Origin of the sequence: Rossellomorea sp. LjRoot5, assembly GCF_964253455.1 — a bacterium.
Taxonomy (GTDB): domain Bacteria; phylum Bacillota; class Bacilli; order Bacillales; family Bacillaceae_B; genus Rossellomorea.
Genome location: NZ_CAXUQN020000001.1, coordinates 14,075 through 34,475 on the forward strand (window position 1 = coordinate 14,075; position 20,401 = coordinate 34,475).

A 20,401-nucleotide genomic window follows, 5' to 3' on the forward strand; every position below is an offset into this window, starting at 1 on the left:
GAATTATGCGATTGTTTTCTCCATGCTTTCCTTCACCATTTCAACGAAGAAAGCAGTCAAACGATGATCATCCGTCAATTCAGGATGGAATGAACAGCCGAGGAACTGTCCGTGGCGCGCTAGCACAATGCGTTCATTATGCTTCGCCAGGATTTCAACATCCTCTCCCGCTTCCACGATATGAGGCGCACGGATGAAGACGGCATTGAATCCTTCTCCTACATGGGCAATCGAAAGATCCGCTTCGAAGCTTTCTTTCTGACGGCCAAAGGAATTACGCTCCACCGTCACGTCCATTACCCCAAGATGAGGTTCTTCGTAACCGACGATATGCTTCGCTAAGAGAATCAAACCGGCACATGTTCCAAAAATCGGCTTCCCTGCTGCTGCAAATTGTCTTAACGGCTCCATAAAGCCATAGCGATCAATCAGCCTTCTCATGGTCGTACTTTCCCCGCCAGGCATGATAAGGCCCTGAATCTCTTCCAGTTGTTCTACACGCTTCACGACGATCGCCTTGGCACCAGAGGCTTCAATCGAACGCACATGCTCCCTGACGGCACCTTGAAGTCCTAATACACCGATGTTCAACATAGAATCACACCTTACCATCCACGATCTTGCATACGGTTTTCAGGGAGGATAGAAGAAATTTCTACACCCTTCATGGCGACACCAAGCTCTTTAGAAAGCTCTGCGATCAACTTGTAATCCTGGTAGTGAGTAGTCGCTTCTACAATCGCTCTTGCGAATTTCTCAGGGTTCTCTGATTTAAAGATACCAGAACCTACGAATACTCCGTCAGCCCCGAGTTCCATCATAAGGGCAGCATCAGCTGGTGTGGCAATTCCGCCTGCAGCAAAGTTTACAACAGGTAAACGTCCGTTTTCTTTAATTTCTAACAATAATTCGTATGGAGCTCCCAATAACTTCGCTTCTGTCATGATCTCATCTTCATTCATGCTCACTAGCTTACGTACTTGAGCATTTACCTTACGCATATGACGAACCGCTTCAACGATGTTACCTGTTCCAGGCTCACCCTTTGTACGAAGCATAGATGCCCCTTCTCCGATACGGCGGGCAGCTTCACCTAAATCACGGCATCCGCATACGAAGGGAACCGTGAAATCTCTTTTATTTAAATGGTACTCTTCATCAGCCGGCGTCAATACTTCACTTTCATCAAGATAATCAACACCCATTGATTCAAGGACTCTAGCCTCAACAATATGACCGATACGAGCCTTCGCCATTACTGGAACCGACACAGCACCCATCACTTCTTCAATAATACGAGGATCTGCCATTCTTGCTACTCCACCTGCAGCACGGATGTCTGCCGGAACTCGTTCTAGAGCCATTACCGCCACTGCACCCGCAGCCTCAGCAATCTTCGCCTGCTCTGCATTGACAACGTCCATGATCACGCCGCCTTTTTGCATCTCAGCCATACCTCTTTTTACACGATCTGTACCAGTCTTCATATCAATATCCCCCTTATATTTATCCCTTGCCTGCCCCACAACTTCCCAAAAAAGGAAAAAAACGCGACTAAAACAATCGGAATGATTATGTAACCCTACTGCTAAATAAACAATAAAAATGGGCTTATGTCAAGACGAAAAGCGGAGGGGCTTTGTTCAGAGGCGACAAGCATTCCTTTAGTCCCTTTGTATAATCCCCTACAATAATTCAATTATGAAAAAACACCAAGACCTGTCCAACTTAAGTCTTGGTGTTTCACTATATTAGAACCAGCCTTTAACTGTAGAAGTAATGGAATCCCAGATGTCTCCGAAGAAGCCACCTACGGCTCTCATGGAAAGGACGAACCAGTTTGCTTTCTCGACACCATCCACTGTCACAACAGATGCTTTTGAAGCGTTTGTCCCTTTATCCGTAAGATAACCTAAATCTTTTTCACCTTTCGCTTCCAGCATGACATACCCGACCTTCTCCCCTTCTTTAACAGGAGCTGTCAGTTCGCCATCATTCAACTTCTTCTTATCCAATACAAATTTAGGCTTGTATTGATCCTCTTCACCGTTCTTAACCACCATGCTTAATGGAGAATCGGTTTTGATCTGAACTTCTTTTTCTTTTCCTTTTTGAACTGGAAGTGTTTTATGTCCTTTTACTTTGTAGTCAGCAGGGAGGACTTCTTCCATTGTAAAATTAGCAAAAGCATAATCCAACATTTTTCTCGTTTCATTAAATCGCGCATCATAAGAATTTTCTCCAGAGCTGATATCCACGTTCATCACCACTGTAATATAACGCATTCCATCTCTTTCAGCTGTTCCGGTAAAACATCCACCCGCAAAATCAGTCGTACCGGTTTTTAAACCGTCCATACCTTCATATTCACGAATCAATCCAGGCAGCATCCAGTTCCAGTTTTTCATAGGGAAAGCATCTTCAGTACCTTCAGCGAATGTTTTCTTCGCAATGCTTGATGTATCAAGAATTTCAGGGAAATCTTTCATCAACCGGTAAGCAAGTGTTGCGGTATCTTTCGCAGACATCACATTTTCTTCATCCGCTCCGCCTACTACTTGATCCACGTAAGGAGCTAAATCTTTATTATTCAATCCCGTCACATTGACAAATTTATAGTTTTCCAAGCCCAGTTCTTTGGCTTTATCATTCATCATTTTAACAAATTTCTCTTGAGAACCGGCTACAGTTTCAGCGATAGCCATCGCTGCAGCATTAGCAGATTCAATCGCCATAGCCTCATACAAATCTTTGAGTTTATATGTACCTTCTTCTCTTAATGGAACATTACTCAGATTATCATTATGGGACATATTCGAAATTTTTGTCGGAACCGTGTATGTCTGATCCCATTTCACTTTACCTTCTTTAACCGCTTCAAGTAACACGTACTCCGTCATCATCTTTGTCATACTTGCAATTCCTTGAGCAGTATCGGAATTCTTTTCATACAGAATCTTACCTGTACTTGCTTCTACTAAAATCGCAGCTTTTGCGTTTACGTCCAAGTCACCTTGAGCATTGGCAGGTTTCTGCACCATACTCATTGCCATCATACAAACCATCATACAAACAAAAGATTTTTGAATCCAACTTCTTTTCACTGTTAGCCCTCCAAGATTTTATGTACACCTTCGTTATTTTAACATAGTTCCAAAGGTAAGAATAGACAGAGAATATGACTAGTTTTGGCATAGGTCAAGGGACTTGCGGCCTCTTAAAAAAGACGGAGAATGACACTCATTCCCACTAAAAAAAGCTGACCAGGAAAAACTGATCAGCTTTTGTCATTATTTTCTTATAAAGAGTAGTTTGGTGCTTCTTTCGTAATCTGAACATCATGGGGATGACTTTCACGTAGGCCGGCACCTGTCATTTTAATGAATTGCGCCTTTTCTCTTAAGTCGAATAAGTCTTTTGTTCCACAATAACCCATACCTGAACGTAAGCCTCCGACTAACTGATACAAGGTATCAGCCAATGGTCCCTTATAAGGAATACGCCCCTCGATACCTTCTGGAACGAACTTTTTCGCTTCTTCTTGGAAATAGCGGTCCTTCGATCCTTTTTCCATGGAGCTGACAGAACCCATCCCTCTGTATACTTTAAAGCGGCGGCCTTGGAAGATTTCCGTTTCGCCGGGGCTTTCAGATGTCCCCGCCAATAAGCTTCCAAGCATGACTGCATGTCCTCCGGCTGCCAGGGCTTTCACGATATCGCCTGAATACTTGATGCCTCCATCGGCGATGATGCTCTTACCGTGCTTCCTTGCTTCCGTTGCACAATCATACACAGCGGTAATTTGTGGAACACCCACACCTGCAACAACGCGGGTTGTACAGATCGAACCAGGTCCGATTCCCACTTTGACCACATCTGCACCTGCTTCAATCAATTCTCTCGTCGCTTCAGCCGTCGCTACATTACCTGCTACGATATTTAACGTTGGATAAGCTTCACGTATTTCACGAACAATAGAAAGGACTCCAGCGGAATGACCGTGAGCCGTATCGATTACAATGACATCCACATGAGCTTTCACTAAATGCTCTACCCGGGTTAAGGTATCTTTTGAAATTCCTACAGCCGCACCTGCTAATAAACGTCCTTGATCGTCTTTGGCCGAATTCGGGAACTCGATGACTTTCTCAATATCCTTGATCGTAATCAATCCTTTAAGTGTTCCTTCTTGATCGATCAATGGCAGCTTTTCAATCTTATATTGCTGAAGAATTTTTTCCGCTTCTTCTAGGGTAGTGCCGACTGGAGCCGTTACAAGATTCTCCTTCGTCATGACATCCGAGATCTGGATCGAATAATCCTGAATGAAACGAAGGTCACGATTCGTTAAAATCCCGACAAGCTTCTGTTCTTGCTCGTTGTTCACAATCGGAACACCGGAAATTCTATATTTGCCCATCAAGTGCTCTGCAGAGAAGACTTGATGATCCGGAGTTAAAAAGAATGGATCAGAGATAACTCCACTTTCGGAACGTTTTACTTTATCGACCTGTTCAGCTTGCTGCTCAATACTCATATTCTTGTGGATGATACCAAGTCCACCTGTTCGAGCCATTGCAATCGCCATTTCAGCTTCGGTTACGGTATCCATCCCTGCACTGATGACAGGCACATTCAACTTAATTGATTCCGTTAATTCAACAGAGATGTTTACATCCTTTGGTAACACCTCTGATTTAGCTGGTAATAATAACACATCGTCAAACGTTAAACCTTCTTTAGCAAATTTAGAATCCCACATGTTTTCGGCCTCCCTAGTCCCAAAATATTATTAGTAGGTTATCAATTGGTTAAAATACTGTCAAGAAGAATAGGATTAATTTAACTTTTCAGAATAATTAGAAGGTGATCTCTTGAACGAAATACGTCAGCACTGGGACTTCATTCACTATTTTCAATCAGCGGAATACTCCCAGAAGTTTCTAAAAAAATGTTACGAAAAACTGGGTTCCATTCAAGCTGAAGTAAAGAGCTATGACAACTGTTATCCATTCATGTATTACTTGGAACAAGGAGAACTTTATTATAAACAAGCCATGATGTCTCCTTTTTCACTAAAGCCCATATTGCTTTTTTATGGATACATTCATTTCATTAAAGCAATTGTCCTGACAGAAGATCCGGAATACCCAGAAACAACTACCGTACTTGCTCATGGAATTACCTCAAGAAAAAGAAAGAAGCAGCAGTACAGGTTTCTACAAGATGAAGTAAAGGTTCAGAAAAACGGGCTCTTTTCACATTTTTCGGACCTCGTGTTCCACGTGAAACATATCATCGGAGAAAAATACAAAATGGAAGATCTGCTCGTCCAAATACCTGAACTCGAAGAAGCATTTTTTATTCTGCTCAAAAAGAAAACCATGTTCTGGTTCACCGACCAGCATAAACTGACGATCGACGAATCCTTACTATCCCACTTTCATATGTCCGAGTCTTTATTTACACAATACATGAACGAAAAAATAGCGGGGAATTCAATCTCTATTACAGAGGACACGCTGCACGCATCCAGCACTGAGGAACAACTCCCTGTCAGATGGCATTTAAACAAAAATCGATTGGCACTGCCGGGAATACGAAATGAAGCATCCGGTATACCTGAAGTACTCATCCACTATGCCATCCTATATAACCTTAGCATGATTGCCCGGTACGAAACGGAATGGTGGGTGGAACTATTAAAAAACCGTACCAATGAAGACTATCCAATCATTACGACTTTTCTTAACGTCACAACAGAAAAGTCACCCTATCTATTACTCAAGATCCTTAAGGATAAAACATAGGAGAAAGAGAAAGGTTAAGCCTTTCCTCTTTCTCTATTCAGCATGAAGCAACTTCTTAATATCATCCTCAATTTTACGAGGATTGGTTTGTGGCGAATACCGATCAAATACCTCACCATTTTTTCCAACCAAAAACTTAGTAAAGTTCCACTTAATATTGGAAAGAAGGCCACCCTTTTTCTCCCGGGTTAAGAATGTGAACAATGGGTGAGCTTCCTTCCCCTTTACATCGACCTTTGCAAACATCGGGAATGATACTCCGTAATTCACCTGACAGAACTCCATGATATCATCTTCATTATCAAACTCCTGGTTCATGAATTGATCACACGGAAATCCAAGTACGACAAGCCCTTCTTCTTTATACTCTTCATACAGGCCCTGTAGCTCCTCAAATTGGGGCGTAAAGCCACACTTACTTGCTGTGTTCACAATCAGCATGACCTTCCCCCGATACTCGTCCAACGACGTCACAGATCCATTCGCTCTCTTAACAGTGAAATCATAAATTGTCGTCATGTTTTTCTCTCCTTGTGTAAACTCTTACTTAAATAATACGTTAGGAGGCTCTGAGATAGCAATTTTGAGTGGTTGAGTAGTTGAGTAGTTGAGTGGTCAGATGACTGATCTCCGACCTCGTACTTCTAATAGATTCGATTTTTAGAATAAAAAAGTTTTATAAGTCCTTAGTATCTTAGAAAAACACTTCGATTTAGAACAAAAATGAACCAAAAAGGTGTCCTGGATTAACTAAAGGGGCTTAAAATTGCGAGGTTACTAGTCTTTTTGAGGGATCTCGTAATGATGAGAAAAGGAAGAGAGGTTAATTGCGTCATATTTGGAAGGGATTGCGTCGTTTTTGAAATTATTGCGTCATTTTTGGAGGGAAATGCGTCATTTTTTCCTTTTATGCGTATTTTACCATTTTATTCCATTGGTATTTAAGCTGGAATCATGCGAGTTTCAAAGAATAGAGTTCATACCGGATTTACGATAATCATGCTAGAGATGGATCTTTCATGCGGCGTTGTGATTTATCATGCGACATTTCAAATAATCATGCCAAGATGTCGAATTTTCTTTACATCGTCATCAGCAGTGTACTCATCCCTCACCCCGTTCCCTTCTTCGTCAACAGGCAGTCATTTTGTTCCTAAAAAAAAGACAAATCAAAAAGAGTAACTCCTAAGAGCTACTCTTTTTCCTATTTGCCTGGCGACGTCCTACTCTCACAGGGGGAGCCCCCACCTACCATCGGCACTGAAGGCTACGGCTAGTGATGAGCGGCGAATCTCTTCGTCCGCTTCACTCGTTCAGATCCTCGTGTGGATACCACACTCCGGTCTTCTCTCCCTCGCGTCCTCGACCTTCTTGCTCCTCCCTACCCTCGCACTGCGGTCGAGGAGAGACCGAATGTTCTTCGAACAAAAAATCAAAACCAAAAAAAGAGTAACTCTCAATGAGCTACTCTTTTTCCTATTTGCCTGGCGACGTCCTACTCTCACAGGGGGAGATCCCCCAACTACCATCGGCGCTGAAGAGCTTAACTTCCGTGTTCGGCATGGGAACGGGTGTGACCTCTTCGCCATTGTCACCAGACGACTATTCAATTGAAGGGATTGTTCCTTCAAAACTAGATAAAGAATTGATGTCAAGAAAGCCGAATATCGACCAATGTTGTTCATATAAATATGACTCTTTGTGGTTAAGTCCTCGATCGATTAGTATCAGTCAACTCCACATGTCGCCATGCTTCCATCTCTGACCTATCTACCTAGTCATCTTCTAGGGATCTTACTCACTTACGTGATGGGAAATCTCATCTCGAGGGGGGCTTCATGCTTAGATGCTTTCAGCACTTATCCCTTCCGCACATAGCTACCCAGCGATGCCTTTGGCAAGACAACTGGTACACCAGCGGTGCGTCCATCCCGGTCCTCTCGTACTAAGGACAGCTCCTCTCAAATTTCCTGCGCCCACGACGGATAGGGACCGAACTGTCTCACGACGTTCTGAACCCAGCTCGCGTACCGCTTTAATGGGCGAACAGCCCAACCCTTGGGACCGACTACAGCCCCAGGATGCGATGAGCCGACATCGAGGTGCCAAACCTCCCCGTCGATGTGGACTCTTGGGGGAGATAAGCCTGTTATCCCCGGGGTAGCTTTTATCCGTTGAGCGATGGCCCTTCCATGCGGAACCACCGGATCACTAAGCCCGACTTTCGTCCCTGCTCGACTTGTAGGTCTCGCAGTCAAGCTCCCTTGTGCCTTTACACTCTGCGAATGATTTCCAACCATTCTGAGGGAACCTTTGGGCGCCTCCGTTACTCTTTAGGAGGCGACCGCCCCAGTCAAACTGCCCACCTGACACTGTCTCCCACCCCGATAAGGGGCGCGGGTTAGAATTTCAATACAGCCAGGGTAGTATCCCACCGATGCCTCCACCGAAGCTTGTGCTCCGGTTTCCAAGGCTCCTACCTATCCTGTACAAGCTGTACCAAAATTCAATATCAGGCTACAGTAAAGCTCCACGGGGTCTTTCCGTCCTGTCGCGGGTAACCTGCATCTTCACAGGTACTATAATTTCACCGAGTCTCTCGTTGAGACAGTGCCCAGATCGTTACGCCTTTCGTGCGGGTCGGAACTTACCCGACAAGGAATTTCGCTACCTTAGGACCGTTATAGTTACGGCCGCCGTTTACTGGGGCTTCGATTCGCACCTTCGCTTACGCTAAGCACTCCTCTTAACCTTCCAGCACCGGGCAGGCGTCAGCCCCTATACTTCGCCTTACGGCTTCGCAGAGACCTGTGTTTTTGCTAAACAGTCGCCTGGGCCTATTCACTGCGGCTCTCTCGGGCTTGCACCCTACCAGAGCACCCCTTCTCCCGAAGTTACGGGGTCATTTTGCCGAGTTCCTTAACGAGAGTTCTCTCGCTCACCTTAGGATTCTCTCCTCGCCTACCTGTGTCGGTTTGCGGTACGGGCACCTTTTTCCTCGCTAGAGGCTTTTCTTGGCAGTGTGGAATCAGGAACTTCGCTACTATAATTCGCTCGCTGTCACAGCTCAGCCTTCTAAGATGATGGGATTTGCCTCATCATCAGCCTAACTGCTTAGACGCACATATCCAGCAGTGCGCTTACCCTATCCTCCTGCGTCCCCCCATTGCTCAAACGGAAAAGAGGTGGTACAGGAATATCAACCTGTTGTCCATCGTCTACGCCTATCGGCCTCGACTTAGGTCCCGACTAACCCTGAGCGGACGAGCCTTCCTCAGGAAACCTTAGGCATTCGGTGGATGGGATTCTCACCCATCTTTCGCTACTCATACCGGCATTCTCACTTCTAAGCACTCCACCAGTCCTTACGGTCTAGCTTCGCAGTCCTTAGAACGCTCTCCTACCACTGACACCAAGAGGTGTCAATCCACAGCTTCGGTGATACGTTTAGCCCCGGTACATTTTCGGCGCAGAGTCACTCGACCAGTGAGCTATTACGCACTCTTTAAATGGTGGCTGCTTCTAAGCCAACATCCTGGTTGTCTAAGCAACTCCACATCCTTTTCCACTTAACGTATACTTTGGGACCTTAGCTGGTGGTCTGGGCTGTTTCCCTTTCGACTACGGATCTTATCACTCGCAGTCTGACTCCCATGGATAAGTCTTTGGCATTCGGAGTTTGTCTGAATTCGGTAACCCGATGAGGGCCCCTAGTCCAAACAGTGCTCTACCTCCAAGACTCTTACACATGAGGCTAGCCCTAAAGCTATTTCGGAGAGAACCAGCTATCTCCAAGTTCGATTGGAATTTCTCCGCTACCCACACCTCATCCCCGCACTTTTCAACGTGCGTGGGTTCGGACCTCCATTCAGTGTTACCTGAACTTCATCCTGGACATGGGTAGATCACCTGGTTTCGGGTCTACGACCACATACTAAATTCGCCCTATTCAGACTCGCTTTCGCTGCGGCTCCGTCTTATCAACTTAACCTTGCATGGGATCGTAACTCGCCGGTTCATTCTACAAAAGGCACGCCATCACCCGTTAACGGGCTCTGACTACTTGTAGGCACACGGTTTCAGGTTCTATTTCACTCCCCTTCCGGGGTGCTTTTCACCTTTCCCTCACGGTACTGGTTCACTATCGGTCACTAGGGAGTATTTAGCCTTGGGAGATGGTCCTCCCAGCTTCCGACGGGATTTCACGTGTCCCGCCGTACTCAGGATCCACTCAAGAGGGAATGAAGTTTCAACTACAGGGTTGTTACCTTCTTTGACGAGCCTTTCCAGACTTCTTCGTCTACTTCATTCCTTTGTAACTCCGTATAGAGTGTCCTACAACCCCAAGAGGCAAGCCTCTTGGTTTGGGCTATATCCCGTTTCGCTCGCCGCTACTCAGGGAATCGCAATTGCTTTCTCTTCCTCCAGGTACTTAGATGTTTCAGTTCCCTGGGTCTGCCTTCCATACTCTATGTATTCAAGTAAGGATATTGTTCCATTACGAACAATGGGTTCCCCCATTCGGAAATCTCTGGATCAAAGCTCACTTACAGCTCCCCAAAGCATATCGGTGTTAGTCCCGTCCTTCGTCGGCTCCTAGTGCCAAGGCATCCACCGTGCGCCCTTCATAACTTAACCTAAATTTCGCTTTATCAGCTTTGCTGCTAAATCAAAATTTGATCACTTACTAATTAAGGTTTAAACCCTAAAATGGCGATACTCGGTAATTTCTTGACTATCAATTTATCTTTATCTAGTTTTCAAAGAACAATCATGGATCTCGAAAGAGATCGTATGGTTAGATATTTTGCTTGCGCAAAAATCTTTGGTGGAGCCTAGCGGGATCGAACCGCTGACCTCCTGCGTGCAAAGCAGGCGCTCTCCCAGCTGAGCTAAGGCCCCAAGGGGTGAGAATATGGTGGGCCTAAGTGGACTCGAACCACCGACCTCACGCTTATCAGGCGTGCGCTCTAACCAGCTGAGCTATAGGCCCATATTCCATAAAAATGAATGATAAGCAATGCTTACCATTGTTTGTTTGATGAAGAGTTTTTTTGCTTTCGCAAAAAACTTTATTGAACCATCAAAACTGAACAAAACTTCGACGTGTCAAACGTTTTTGTAAATCTTCCTTAGAAAGGAGGTGATCCAGCCGCACCTTCCGATACGGCTACCTTGTTACGACTTCACCCCAATCATCTGTCCCACCTTAGGCGGCTGGCTCCAAAAGGTTACCTCACCGACTTCGGGTGTTACAAACTCTCGTGGTGTGACGGGCGGTGTGTACAAGGCCCGGGAACGTATTCACCGCGGCATGCTGATCCGCGATTACTAGCGATTCCAGCTTCATGTAGGCGAGTTGCAGCCTACAATCCGAACTGAGAACGGTTTTATGGGATTGGCTAAACCTCGCGGTCTTGCTGCCCTTTGTACCGTCCATTGTAGCACGTGTGTAGCCCAGGTCATAAGGGGCATGATGATTTGACGTCATCCCCACCTTCCTCCGGTTTGTCACCGGCAGTCATCTTAGAGTGCCCAACTGAATGCTGGCAACTAAGATCAAGGGTTGCGCTCGTTGCGGGACTTAACCCAACATCTCACGACACGAGCTGACGACAACCATGCACCACCTGTCACTCTGTCCCCCGAAGGGGAAAGCCCTATCTCTAGGGTTGTCAGAGGATGTCAAGACCTGGTAAGGTTCTTCGCGTTGCTTCGAATTAAACCACATGCTCCACCGCTTGTGCGGGCCCCCGTCAATTCCTTTGAGTTTCAGTCTTGCGACCGTACTCCCCAGGCGGAGTGCTTAATGCGTTAGCTGCAGCACTAAGGGGCGGAAACCCCCTAACACTTAGCACTCATCGTTTACGGCGTGGACTACCAGGGTATCTAATCCTGTTTGCTCCCCACGCTTTCGCGCCTCAGTGTCAGTTACAGACCAGAAAGTCGCCTTCGCCACTGGTGTTCCTCCAAATATCTACGCATTTCACCGCTACACTTGGAATTCCACTTTCCTCTTCTGCACTCAAGTTCCCCAGTTTCCAATGACCCTCCACGGTTGAGCCGTGGGCTTTCACATCAGACTTAAGAAACCACCTGCGCGCGCTTTACGCCCAATAATTCCGGACAACGCTTGCCACCTACGTATTACCGCGGCTGCTGGCACGTAGTTAGCCGTGGCTTTCTGGTTAGGTACCGTCAAGGTGCCGCCCTATTCGAACGGCACTTGTTCTTCCCTAACAACAGAGCTTTACGATCCGAAAACCTTCATCACTCACGCGGCGTTGCTCCGTCAGACTTTCGTCCATTGCGGAAGATTCCCTACTGCTGCCTCCCGTAGGAGTCTGGGCCGTGTCTCAGTCCCAGTGTGGCCGATCACCCTCTCAGGTCGGCTACGCATCGTTGCCTTGGTGAGCCGTTACCTCACCAACTAGCTAATGCGCCGCGGGTCCATCTGTAAGTGATAGCTAAAAGCCACCTTTCAACATTTCCTCATGCGAGGAAATGAGTTATCCGGTATTAGCCCCGGTTTCCCGGAGTTATCCCAGTCTTACAGGCAGGTTACCCACGTGTTACTCACCCGTCCGCCGCTGATATCAGGGAGCAAGCTCCCATCAATCCGCTCGACTTGCATGTATTAGGCACGCCGCCAGCGTTCGTCCTGAGCCAGGATCAAACTCTCCGATAAAAGTTTGAATAGCTCTTTAAAAATAAATCTAGAATTAACGTTGACGTATTGTCTTGTTTTGTTCAGTTTTCAAGGTTCAATGTGTAAGCGCTTCGTTTGAAGCGACCTTTATAATATATCATTTACAACGTTTATCGTCAAGGTATTTTTATTATTTTAGAAAAGTTATTTTCTTGATAATTATGTAATGCCTTTCGGACAACAAATAATAGTATACACACTATCAAACACGTTTGCAATAGGTAAATGATAAAAAGTCGCAGGTCTCTTTATTGACCTGCGACTTTTTTCATTCGGATGCTAAATCCGTAGTCGATCTTAGATAAAAACCTCTGTAATATAGATGTTCTTTTGCTGAGATAAATCTACTATTTCATCTGTCTTGAGTTTAACGATCGGACTGATGAAGGCGTTCGGTTTGGTATAAATGACTTCTCCAAATTCTCCGGTTGATAACTTTACCGGGGTGCCTGTTCTTAAGTCTCCCATTAATTGAAGGAGTCCTTCCACTACTTTAATATCAAATTTACCAAACAAGTCTTTGCTGATCATATCCAATACTTTGAAGATCGGCTGCTTGCTTCTGTACATTCTCTCTGATGTCATGGCATGAAACACGTCGGCAATCCCGACAATCTGTGAATAGAGGTGAATACGTTCGCTCTTTTCCGATGCAGGATATCCTGTTCCATCGAAACGTTCATGATGCTGAAAGATTGCGAGCTTCGTTTCCGTTTTTAATAGTGGAGTGTCTTTGACCATTTTATACCCGTTTGCCGTATGTAGCTTCACTTCTTTAAATTCACTTTCTGTCAGCGGTTGATCCTTGGATAATATATGTGGGCTCACCTTAGCCATCCCACAGTCAGCCAGTGCTCCCGCTAATGCCAGTTGATTGATCTGTCCCGATTGTAAACCGATCTTCTTTCCTATTAAAGCACTGATGATACTTACTGAAACAGCATGATGATAGAGATAATCTTTCTTCGTTGAATAGTGATGAAGGGAATATATATATATATGATTTTTTTCCACCTCTTGAATAACCGGGAGTATGAGTTCTCTCACTCTTGCCACGTTAACGGCCGTACCCGACTGCCAATTCATGAATTCCTTCTTGAATTCCTTTACTGTCGTTAAGTAAAGGTCTACAAATCCTAAAGTCTCCTGAGAATTTGTCTCCTCCTGATTGGAGGCCTTATCGGAAGAGAGCGGTGACTTGAATGAATTTCCGTCGGCTTTTGTTTTCTCTATGTATAACTCGTTGATATGGAATGCTTGAAGGATATTAAAATGTTCATCTTCAAGCACCGTATTCTTCGGGATGATCGGGTTTGCTGCCATTCCCATGATATCTTCAGCTACGATGCAGCCTAATTGTATTTCCCCACGATGGACCTTCAACTATCCAACACCTCACGTCTGTTCTTTTAGTTTATTTTACCAAATTTAGTGAGGTATAGTTGTTATTTTCAAAAAATAAATGTGTCATTTCCAAAAAAATAAGCTATTTTCAGAATGGTTATCATTACTGAAAATAGCTTATTCTATCATTTATTCTTCTGTGTCTTCATTAGCCTCATCAGAAGCTGCTTGGTCTTCCATGTCGTTCTGTTCCATTTCCTCAACAGATTCGACAGGCGCTTCCGTTTCTTCTTCATCTTCTTTTTCAACTTTGGCGACGGTTGAAACAAATTCACTTTCTTGAAGACGGATCAGCTTGACCCCTTGAGTGTTACGTCCCGTTGTGGAAATGTCATTTACGTCCATACGAATGAGGACGCCATGGGCGGTGATGATCATTAAATCTTCTTCGCCTGTGACAGCTTTAACAGAGACGAGTTCTCCATTACGCTCAGTCACGTTACATGTCTTCAATCCTTTACCACCACGGGTTTGGACTCTATATTCACTGGCTGGAGTACGTTTTCCATAACCATTTACAGTGACAACCAAGACATCACTCTTGTCTTCAAGGATTTCCATACCGACAACGATATCATCGTCGCTGAGGTTGATTCCTTTTACTCCAGTGGCTGTTCTGCCCATGGAACGAACGTCTGTTTCAGGGAAACGGATCAGCATCCCCTGCTTCGTTCCGATGATCATATCTTTTTCGCCATCGGTCAGTTTGACGGAAATCAGTTCGTCATTTTCCCGAAGGTTGATGGCGATCAGCCCGTTCGTCCGGATATTGGCGAAATCGGAGACCGGAGTCCGTTTGGATATCCCTTGCTTCGTCGTGAAGAATAAATACCAGTCGTCCACAAATTCTTCGACCCGGATCATGGCGTTGATCCACTCATCTTTTTCCACTCCGAGCAGATTGATGATCGGAAGTCCTTTCGCAGTACGACTGAACTCAGGAATTTCATATCCTTTCGCACGGTATGCTTTTCCTTTGTTTGTAAAGAATAGAATCGTATCATGAGTCGACGTGGTCAATAAGTTTTCAACAAAGTCTTCATCATTGGTACCCATTCCCTGGATTCCTCTTCCTCCACGCTTTTGACTGCGGTAGGTTGAGACAGGCAGTCGCTTGATGTATCCGTTATGAGTAAGAGATACGACAATGTTTTCTCTTGGAATTAAGTCTTCATCTTCAATATTCTCAATTCCACCCGCTACAATTTCTGATCTTCTTTCATCATTGAAGCGTTCTTTGATTTCGATAAGCTCTTCACGAATGATTTCGAGAACTTTTTCATCATCTGCAAGGATCGCTTTTAGTTCAGAAATTAGCTTCACCAGTTCCTGGTACTCATCTTCAATTTTTTCTCGTTCTAAACCAGTTAAGCGTTGAAGACGCATATCCAGGATCGCTTGAGCTTGTTTGTCAGATAGGGAGAAGTTCTCCATCAAGCCTTGTTTCGCAAGTTCCGTAGTTTGAGAGCCACGGATAAGGGCAATGATTTCATCAATATGATCTAAGGCGATACGCAGTCCTTCTAAGATATGAGCTCTTGCTTCAGCTTTGCGTAATTCGAATTCCGTTCTACGGCGAATGACTACACGTTGGTGCTGAAGATAATGATAGAGACATTCTTTTAAGTTCAATACCTTCGGCTGACCGTCTACAAGTGCCAGAAGATTGATCCCGAAGCTTGTTTGAAGTGCTGTTTGTTTATATAAGTTATTGAGGAGTACGTTAGCATTGGCATCTTTTCTTACTTCAATGACGATGCGCATACCATTACGATCCGATTCATCACGGAGATCCGTGATACCATCAATCTTCTTATCCCGGACCAGATCCGCGATCTTCTCAATGAGTCTCGCTTTATTTACTTGATAAGGAATTTGATGGACGATAATCGTTTCTTTTCCGTTGCTCTTTGTTTCAATTTCCACACGGGCACGCATGGTGATGGAACCTTTACCTGTTTCGTAGGCACGACGGATCCCGCTTCTTCCTACAATTAGCCCTGCAGTAGGGAAATCAGGTCCATAGATGAATTCCATCAGCTCTTGAATCGTAATGTCGGGATCTTTACTTAATGCAAGGATTCCATCGATGACTTCTCCAAGATTATGGGGAGGGATGTTCGTTGCCATCCCTACGGCGATTCCTGAAGAACCGTTTACTAACAGGTTAGGGAAACGGGCAGGTAATACTTCCGGCTCTCTCTCGGTACCATCATAGTTATCTTTATAATCAATTGTGTCTTTATTAATATCACGAATGAGTTCCATAGAGATTTTAGACATACGTGCTTCTGTGTAACGCATGGCAGCAGCTGCGTCTCCATCAACGGAACCGAAGTTACCATGACCGTCCACAAGCATATAACGATAGTTGAAATCCTGTGCCATACGCACCATTGTGTCATACACAGCTGAATCACCGTGGGGGTGATACTTACCGATTACTTCACCGACGATACGTGCTGATTTCTTGTACGCTTTGTCAGACGTCATGCCGAGGTCATTCATCGCATATAAAATACGGCGATGGACGGGCTTAAGGCCATCACGTGCATCAGGTAAGGCACGTGAAACGATGACACTCATCGCATAATCCAGGAAAGACGAGCGCATTTCACTACTAATATTAATTTCTTTAACATTCGATCTTGGTATTTCTGCCATAGTAAAAGGGACCTCCTTTTAAAGAAAGATTTATACCTTTCTCATTCTTTACCTTGTCCGCTATGTAAAAGACAGGATAGCACATGGTCTATCCTGTACTATTTTATTTTAGATATCCAGGTTCTTAACGTACGCTGCGTTTTCTTCGATGAAGTTACGTCTTGGCTCAACTTTGTCACCCATCAGGATATCAAAGGTTTCGTCAGCCTCAATCGCATCTTGAAGACTTACCTGCAGCAGGGTCCTTGTTTCCGGATCCATTGTTGTTTCCCAAAGCTGCTCAGGGTTCATCTCTCCAAGACCTTTGTAACGCTGGATTCCAGGTTTAGGTGTCGGGGAAATTTCTGCAAGTATGCGATCCAGTTCCTTATCATTGTAGGCGTACTCGATTTTCTTCCCTTGTTGTATTTTGTACAAAGGCGGTTGAGCGATGTAGATATAGCCTGCTTCAATGATATTTCTCATGTAACGGTAGAAGAACGTTAATAATAGCGTACGAATATGAGCGCCATCAACGTCGGCATCGGTCATGATCACGATTTTATGGTATCTCGCTTTAGCCAGATTGAAGTCTTCACCAATCCCTGTCCCAAGAGCTGTAATAATCGCACGGACCTCGTTATTAGAAAGGATCTTGTCAAGACGTGCTTTTTCTACGTTGATGATTTTACCACGCAGAGGCAGGATGGCCTGGAAGTGACGATCCCGGCCCTGTTTGGCCGATCCACCGGCTGAGTCACCCTCAACCACATAGATTTCACTGATGCTCGGGTCCTTAGATGAACAGTCCGCCAGTTTACCAGGAAGGCTCGAGATTTCCAGGGCGCTCTTACGACGGGTAAGTTCCCTTGCTTTTTTCGCAGCCAGTCGGGCACGGGCAGCCATAAGACCTTTTTCCACAACTTTTCGTGCAACAACCGGGTTTTCAAGTAAGAACGTTTCCAGATGCTCCGAGAAAAGTGAATCTGTGATCGTCCTTGCTTCTGAGTTTCCGAGTTTCGTTTTCGTTTGACCTTCGAATTGAGGGTCAGGGTGCTTGATCGAGATGATGGCTGTCAATCCTTCACGGACATCTTCCCCTGAAAGATTGGCATCATTCTCTCTGAAGACATTATTTTTACGGGCATAATCATTGATGACCCTCGTCAACGCCGTTTTAAATCCAGACTCATGGGTTCCACCTTCATGGGTATGGATATTATTGGCGAATGAGTAAAGATTACTTGCGAAACCGTCATTGTATTGAAGGGCGATTTCAATGGTGATTTCATCTTTCTCCCCCTCAATGTAGATCGGTTCTTCATGGATGACTTCTTTCGAACGGTTAAGGTGCTCAACGTAGGACTTAATTCCACCTTCATAATGGTAGTCCTTTCTTTTCCCTTCGCCGCGCTTATCTTCAATACTGATTTGGATCCCTCTGTTTAAGAAAGCCAGTTCACGAATACGGTTTGCAAGTATGTCATATTCATATTCCGTCGTTTCAGTAAAGATTTCAGGATCTGGAGTAAAGTGAATGATCGTTCCGGTCTTGTCCGTTTCTCCGACCACTTTAAGGTCGAAGCTCGGGACACCTTTTTCGAATTTCTGGTAGTAGATGTTTCCATCACGATGGACATGTACCTCAAGTTCCGAGGAAAGGGCATTAACAACCGATGCCCCGACACCGTGCAGTCCGCCGGATACTTTATATCCGCCGCCGCCGAACTTACCACCCGCGTGAAGGACGGTCATGATGACCTCTACGGCAGGACGTCCCATTTTTTCGTGGATACCGACCGGAATACCCCGTCCATTATCCGTCACGGTAATACTGTTATCCTCTTCAATGATGACTTCGATTTCGTCACAGTGACCGGCTAATGCTTCATCAATACTGTTATCAACGATTTCCCACACCAAGTGATGCAGACCTCTGCCGCTTGTTGATCCAATATACATACCCGGTCTTTTTCGAACGGCCTCCAAACCTTCTAAAACCTGAATCTGATTTTCATCATAGGAGCCGCCTTGCGCTTGATTTTGTTCTATAGCCATACTGATTCACCTACACTTTCTAACCTTCAGGGCTTTATATTTCTATAATAAATTCTCATAGTTTGAGTATTTCTTTGATCGCTTCTTTAACGTACTGGATGCCAGCGGTGAGAGATACAACTGGCCCGTTGTGATAACAAGAGATTTATATGAACCCTTTGCAAGGTTGCAAAGGTTATGATCTTTCGTTTTTAGAAAATGTTGAATTTCCTCTGAAAATTGAACGGTGTCTCGATCAATAATTGCGATGATTTCATCTGTACGTACCATGACATCTTCTCCAACATGTATGTACAAGGTAACACCTCATTTCAATCTTTTCATGGATCCGGCTTCTACTTCGAACGTAGTGGCCTCGTTTAAGGTTTGATGATCAATTCCATCCACATTGGTCGTGGTCACGAAGGTTTGAACTTTCCCCTGGATGGTATTTAATAAGTGAGACTGACGATAATCGTCCAACTCAGATAACACATCATCCAGAAGTAAGATGGGATACTCTTTGATTTCAGAGTGTATCAGCTCGATTTCTGCAAGCTTCACAGAGAGGGCCGTCGTCCGTTGCTGCCCTTGTGACCCGAATGTTTGAACATCCCGTCCATTCACAATAAATTGAAGATCATCCCGATGGGGTCCGACCAGGGTCACACCCCGATCAATCTCCCGTTCGCGGATACCATTGAATTTCTGCTCATATATATCTACCATTTTTGACCATTCTTGATTATCTGATACATCTAAAGACGGTTTATATACGATTTCCAACGTTTCTAAGTTTCTTGAAATCCCTGAATGGATCGGTTTCGCCCAACTTTCCAATAGCTGAACGAACTCAAATCGTTTCTTCGTGATTTTCACCGCCATCCCGATGAACTGTTCAGTCAAGACATCAAGCATCGTCTGGTCTTTTTGTTTTCTCGTTTGCAACTGTTTTAAATAATGGTTGCGTTGCTGTAATATTTTTTGATAAAGGCTGATATCATGTAAATAAACAGGAGAAACCTGACCGATTTCCATATCGATAAAACGGCGCCTGACTTGAGGGCTCCCTTTTACCAAATGAAGATCTTCAGGTGCAAACATGACAACATTCATATTCCCGACATATTGACTCAATTTAGATTGTTCAAGGTGATTACTCTTCGCCCTTTTTCCCTTTTTGGACAGGATCAGCTCCAAAGGTAATCCACCGTTATATTTCTGAATCCTACCTTTTATTTTAGCATATTCCTGGTCCCAACGGATTAAATCTTTATCATTTGAGGTCCGGTGGGATTTAGCCATTGCCAGGACGTAGATAGACTCCATGATATTCGTCTTCCCCTGGGCATTTTCTCCAAGAATGACGTTCACCTTATTTTCGAAACTAACGTCGATTGATTCGTAATTGCGATAGTTTCTTAATTCTAATTGTTCAATGTACATGGACATAACACCCTTTATTATTCTCCAGCAACCACAAAGACCCCTACTTCAGGAATTTCTACTTTGTCTCCAACCGTAAGCTTTCTTCCTCTTCTTTGGTCTTGTTCCCCGTTTATGTATACTTCATATTCACTTAAGAACCATTTCGCCATCCCACCGGACTGAATCACTTCAGCAAGCTTCAGGAATTGTCCCAATGTGATGATTTCTGTTTCAATGGTGATCTCTTTTGCCATTAAAATCACTACTTTCCGTATAAAGTCTCTAATATATTATTTTACTCTAAATGGAGTTAAGTCACAACTAACGAAAAATGGAGAAAGTAGTTGCAGTGGATTTCCGCTAAAAATAA

At 44.6% G+C, this 20,401-nt stretch carries 12 protein-coding genes, 2 tRNA genes and 3 rRNA genes; 1 reads left to right on the forward strand and 16 read right to left on the reverse strand.

Features of this window, described 5'->3' with window-relative positions; translation table 11 throughout:
- Nucleotides 1–3: 3 nt before the first annotated feature.
- The 4 genes from pdxT to guaB all read right to left on the reverse strand — a co-directional run bounded on the left by pdxT (nucleotide 4) and on the right by guaB (nucleotide 4,762).
- Nucleotides 4–594 carry a pyridoxal 5'-phosphate synthase glutaminase subunit PdxT gene (gene pdxT / locus ACSQ2E_RS00100; protein ID WP_435988817.1) on the reverse strand — a complete coding sequence of 197 codons (591 nt, stop codon included), beginning with the start codon at nucleotides 592–594 and terminating at the stop codon, nucleotides 4–6.
- Nucleotides 595–605: 11 nt separating this feature from the next.
- Nucleotides 606–1,487 (reverse strand): pyridoxal 5'-phosphate synthase lyase subunit PdxS, encoded by an 882-nt coding sequence (gene pdxS, locus ACSQ2E_RS00105; protein ID WP_435988818.1) that lies wholly within the window; start codon nucleotides 1,485–1,487, stop codon nucleotides 606–608.
- Between the two features lie 264 nt (nucleotides 1,488–1,751).
- Nucleotides 1,752–3,104: a serine hydrolase gene (locus tag ACSQ2E_RS00110; RefSeq protein ID WP_435988819.1), complete on the reverse strand. Its 1,353-nt coding sequence runs from the start codon at nucleotides 3,102–3,104 to the stop codon at nucleotides 1,752–1,754.
- Nucleotides 3,105–3,298: 194 nt separating this feature from the next.
- Entirely contained in the window at nucleotides 3,299–4,762 is a 1,464-nt protein-coding gene (gene guaB, locus ACSQ2E_RS00115) for an IMP dehydrogenase (RefSeq protein ID WP_435988820.1), read from the reverse strand.
- Nucleotides 4,763–4,874: 112 nt separating this feature from the next.
- Here guaB and ACSQ2E_RS00120 point away from each other — a divergent pair, with 112 nt between their 5' ends.
- On the forward strand, nucleotides 4,875–5,810 hold the full coding sequence (locus ACSQ2E_RS00120) for a YaaC family protein (RefSeq protein ID WP_435988821.1): 936 nt from the start codon (nucleotides 4,875–4,877) through the stop codon (nucleotides 5,808–5,810).
- 33 nt (nucleotides 5,811–5,843) lie between these two features.
- Here ACSQ2E_RS00120 and ACSQ2E_RS00125 read toward each other — a convergent pair whose 3' ends face one another.
- The 12 genes from ACSQ2E_RS00125 to yaaA all read right to left on the reverse strand — a co-directional run bounded on the left by ACSQ2E_RS00125 (nucleotide 5,844) and on the right by yaaA (nucleotide 20,285).
- Nucleotides 5,844–6,329, reverse strand: a complete 486-nt coding sequence (locus ACSQ2E_RS00125) for a glutathione peroxidase (protein ID WP_435988822.1) — start codon at nucleotides 6,327–6,329, stop codon at nucleotides 5,844–5,846.
- 963 nt (nucleotides 6,330–7,292) lie between these two features.
- A 5S ribosomal RNA gene (rrf, locus tag ACSQ2E_RS00130) occupies nucleotides 7,293–7,409 on the reverse strand.
- 102 nt (nucleotides 7,410–7,511) lie between these two features.
- Nucleotides 7,512–10,448, reverse strand: a 23S ribosomal RNA gene (locus ACSQ2E_RS00135).
- A 188-nt stretch (nucleotides 10,449–10,636) separates the two neighbouring features.
- A tRNA-Ala gene (locus ACSQ2E_RS00140) sits at nucleotides 10,637–10,712 on the reverse strand.
- Between the two features lie 14 nt (nucleotides 10,713–10,726).
- Nucleotides 10,727–10,803 (reverse strand) — tRNA-Ile (locus ACSQ2E_RS00145).
- Between the two features lie 143 nt (nucleotides 10,804–10,946).
- A 16S ribosomal RNA gene (locus tag ACSQ2E_RS00150) occupies nucleotides 10,947–12,498 on the reverse strand.
- The 16S, 23S and 5S rRNA genes sit together here with 2 tRNA genes alongside, the layout of an rRNA operon.
- A 318-nt stretch (nucleotides 12,499–12,816) precedes the next feature.
- A complete protein-coding gene (locus ACSQ2E_RS00155; RefSeq protein ID WP_435988823.1) occupies nucleotides 12,817–13,902 on the reverse strand; it encodes an HD-GYP domain-containing protein in 1,086 nt (361 codons plus the stop codon).
- A gap of 150 nt (nucleotides 13,903–14,052) precedes the next feature.
- Nucleotides 14,053–16,587, reverse strand: a complete 2,535-nt coding sequence (gene gyrA, locus ACSQ2E_RS00160) for a DNA gyrase subunit A (protein ID WP_435988824.1) — start codon at nucleotides 16,585–16,587, stop codon at nucleotides 14,053–14,055.
- 108 nt (nucleotides 16,588–16,695) lie between these two features.
- Nucleotides 16,696–18,624, reverse strand: coding sequence for a DNA topoisomerase (ATP-hydrolyzing) subunit B (gyrB, locus tag ACSQ2E_RS00165; protein ID WP_435988825.1), 1,929 nt, complete (start codon nucleotides 18,622–18,624; stop codon nucleotides 16,696–16,698).
- A 42-nt stretch (nucleotides 18,625–18,666) separates the two neighbouring features.
- Nucleotides 18,667–18,921, reverse strand: a complete 255-nt coding sequence (gene remB, locus ACSQ2E_RS00170) for an extracellular matrix regulator RemB (RefSeq protein WP_034764730.1) — start codon at nucleotides 18,919–18,921, stop codon at nucleotides 18,667–18,669.
- A 9-nt stretch (nucleotides 18,922–18,930) separates the two neighbouring features.
- Nucleotides 18,931–20,049: a DNA replication/repair protein RecF gene (gene recF / locus ACSQ2E_RS00175; RefSeq protein ID WP_435988826.1), complete on the reverse strand. Its 1,119-nt coding sequence runs from the start codon at nucleotides 20,047–20,049 to the stop codon at nucleotides 18,931–18,933.
- A gap of 17 nt (nucleotides 20,050–20,066) precedes the next feature.
- Nucleotides 20,067–20,285 (reverse strand): S4 domain-containing protein YaaA, encoded by a 219-nt coding sequence (yaaA, locus tag ACSQ2E_RS00180; protein ID WP_034764734.1) that lies wholly within the window; start codon nucleotides 20,283–20,285, stop codon nucleotides 20,067–20,069.
- Nucleotides 20,286–20,401: the final 116 nt, after the last annotated feature.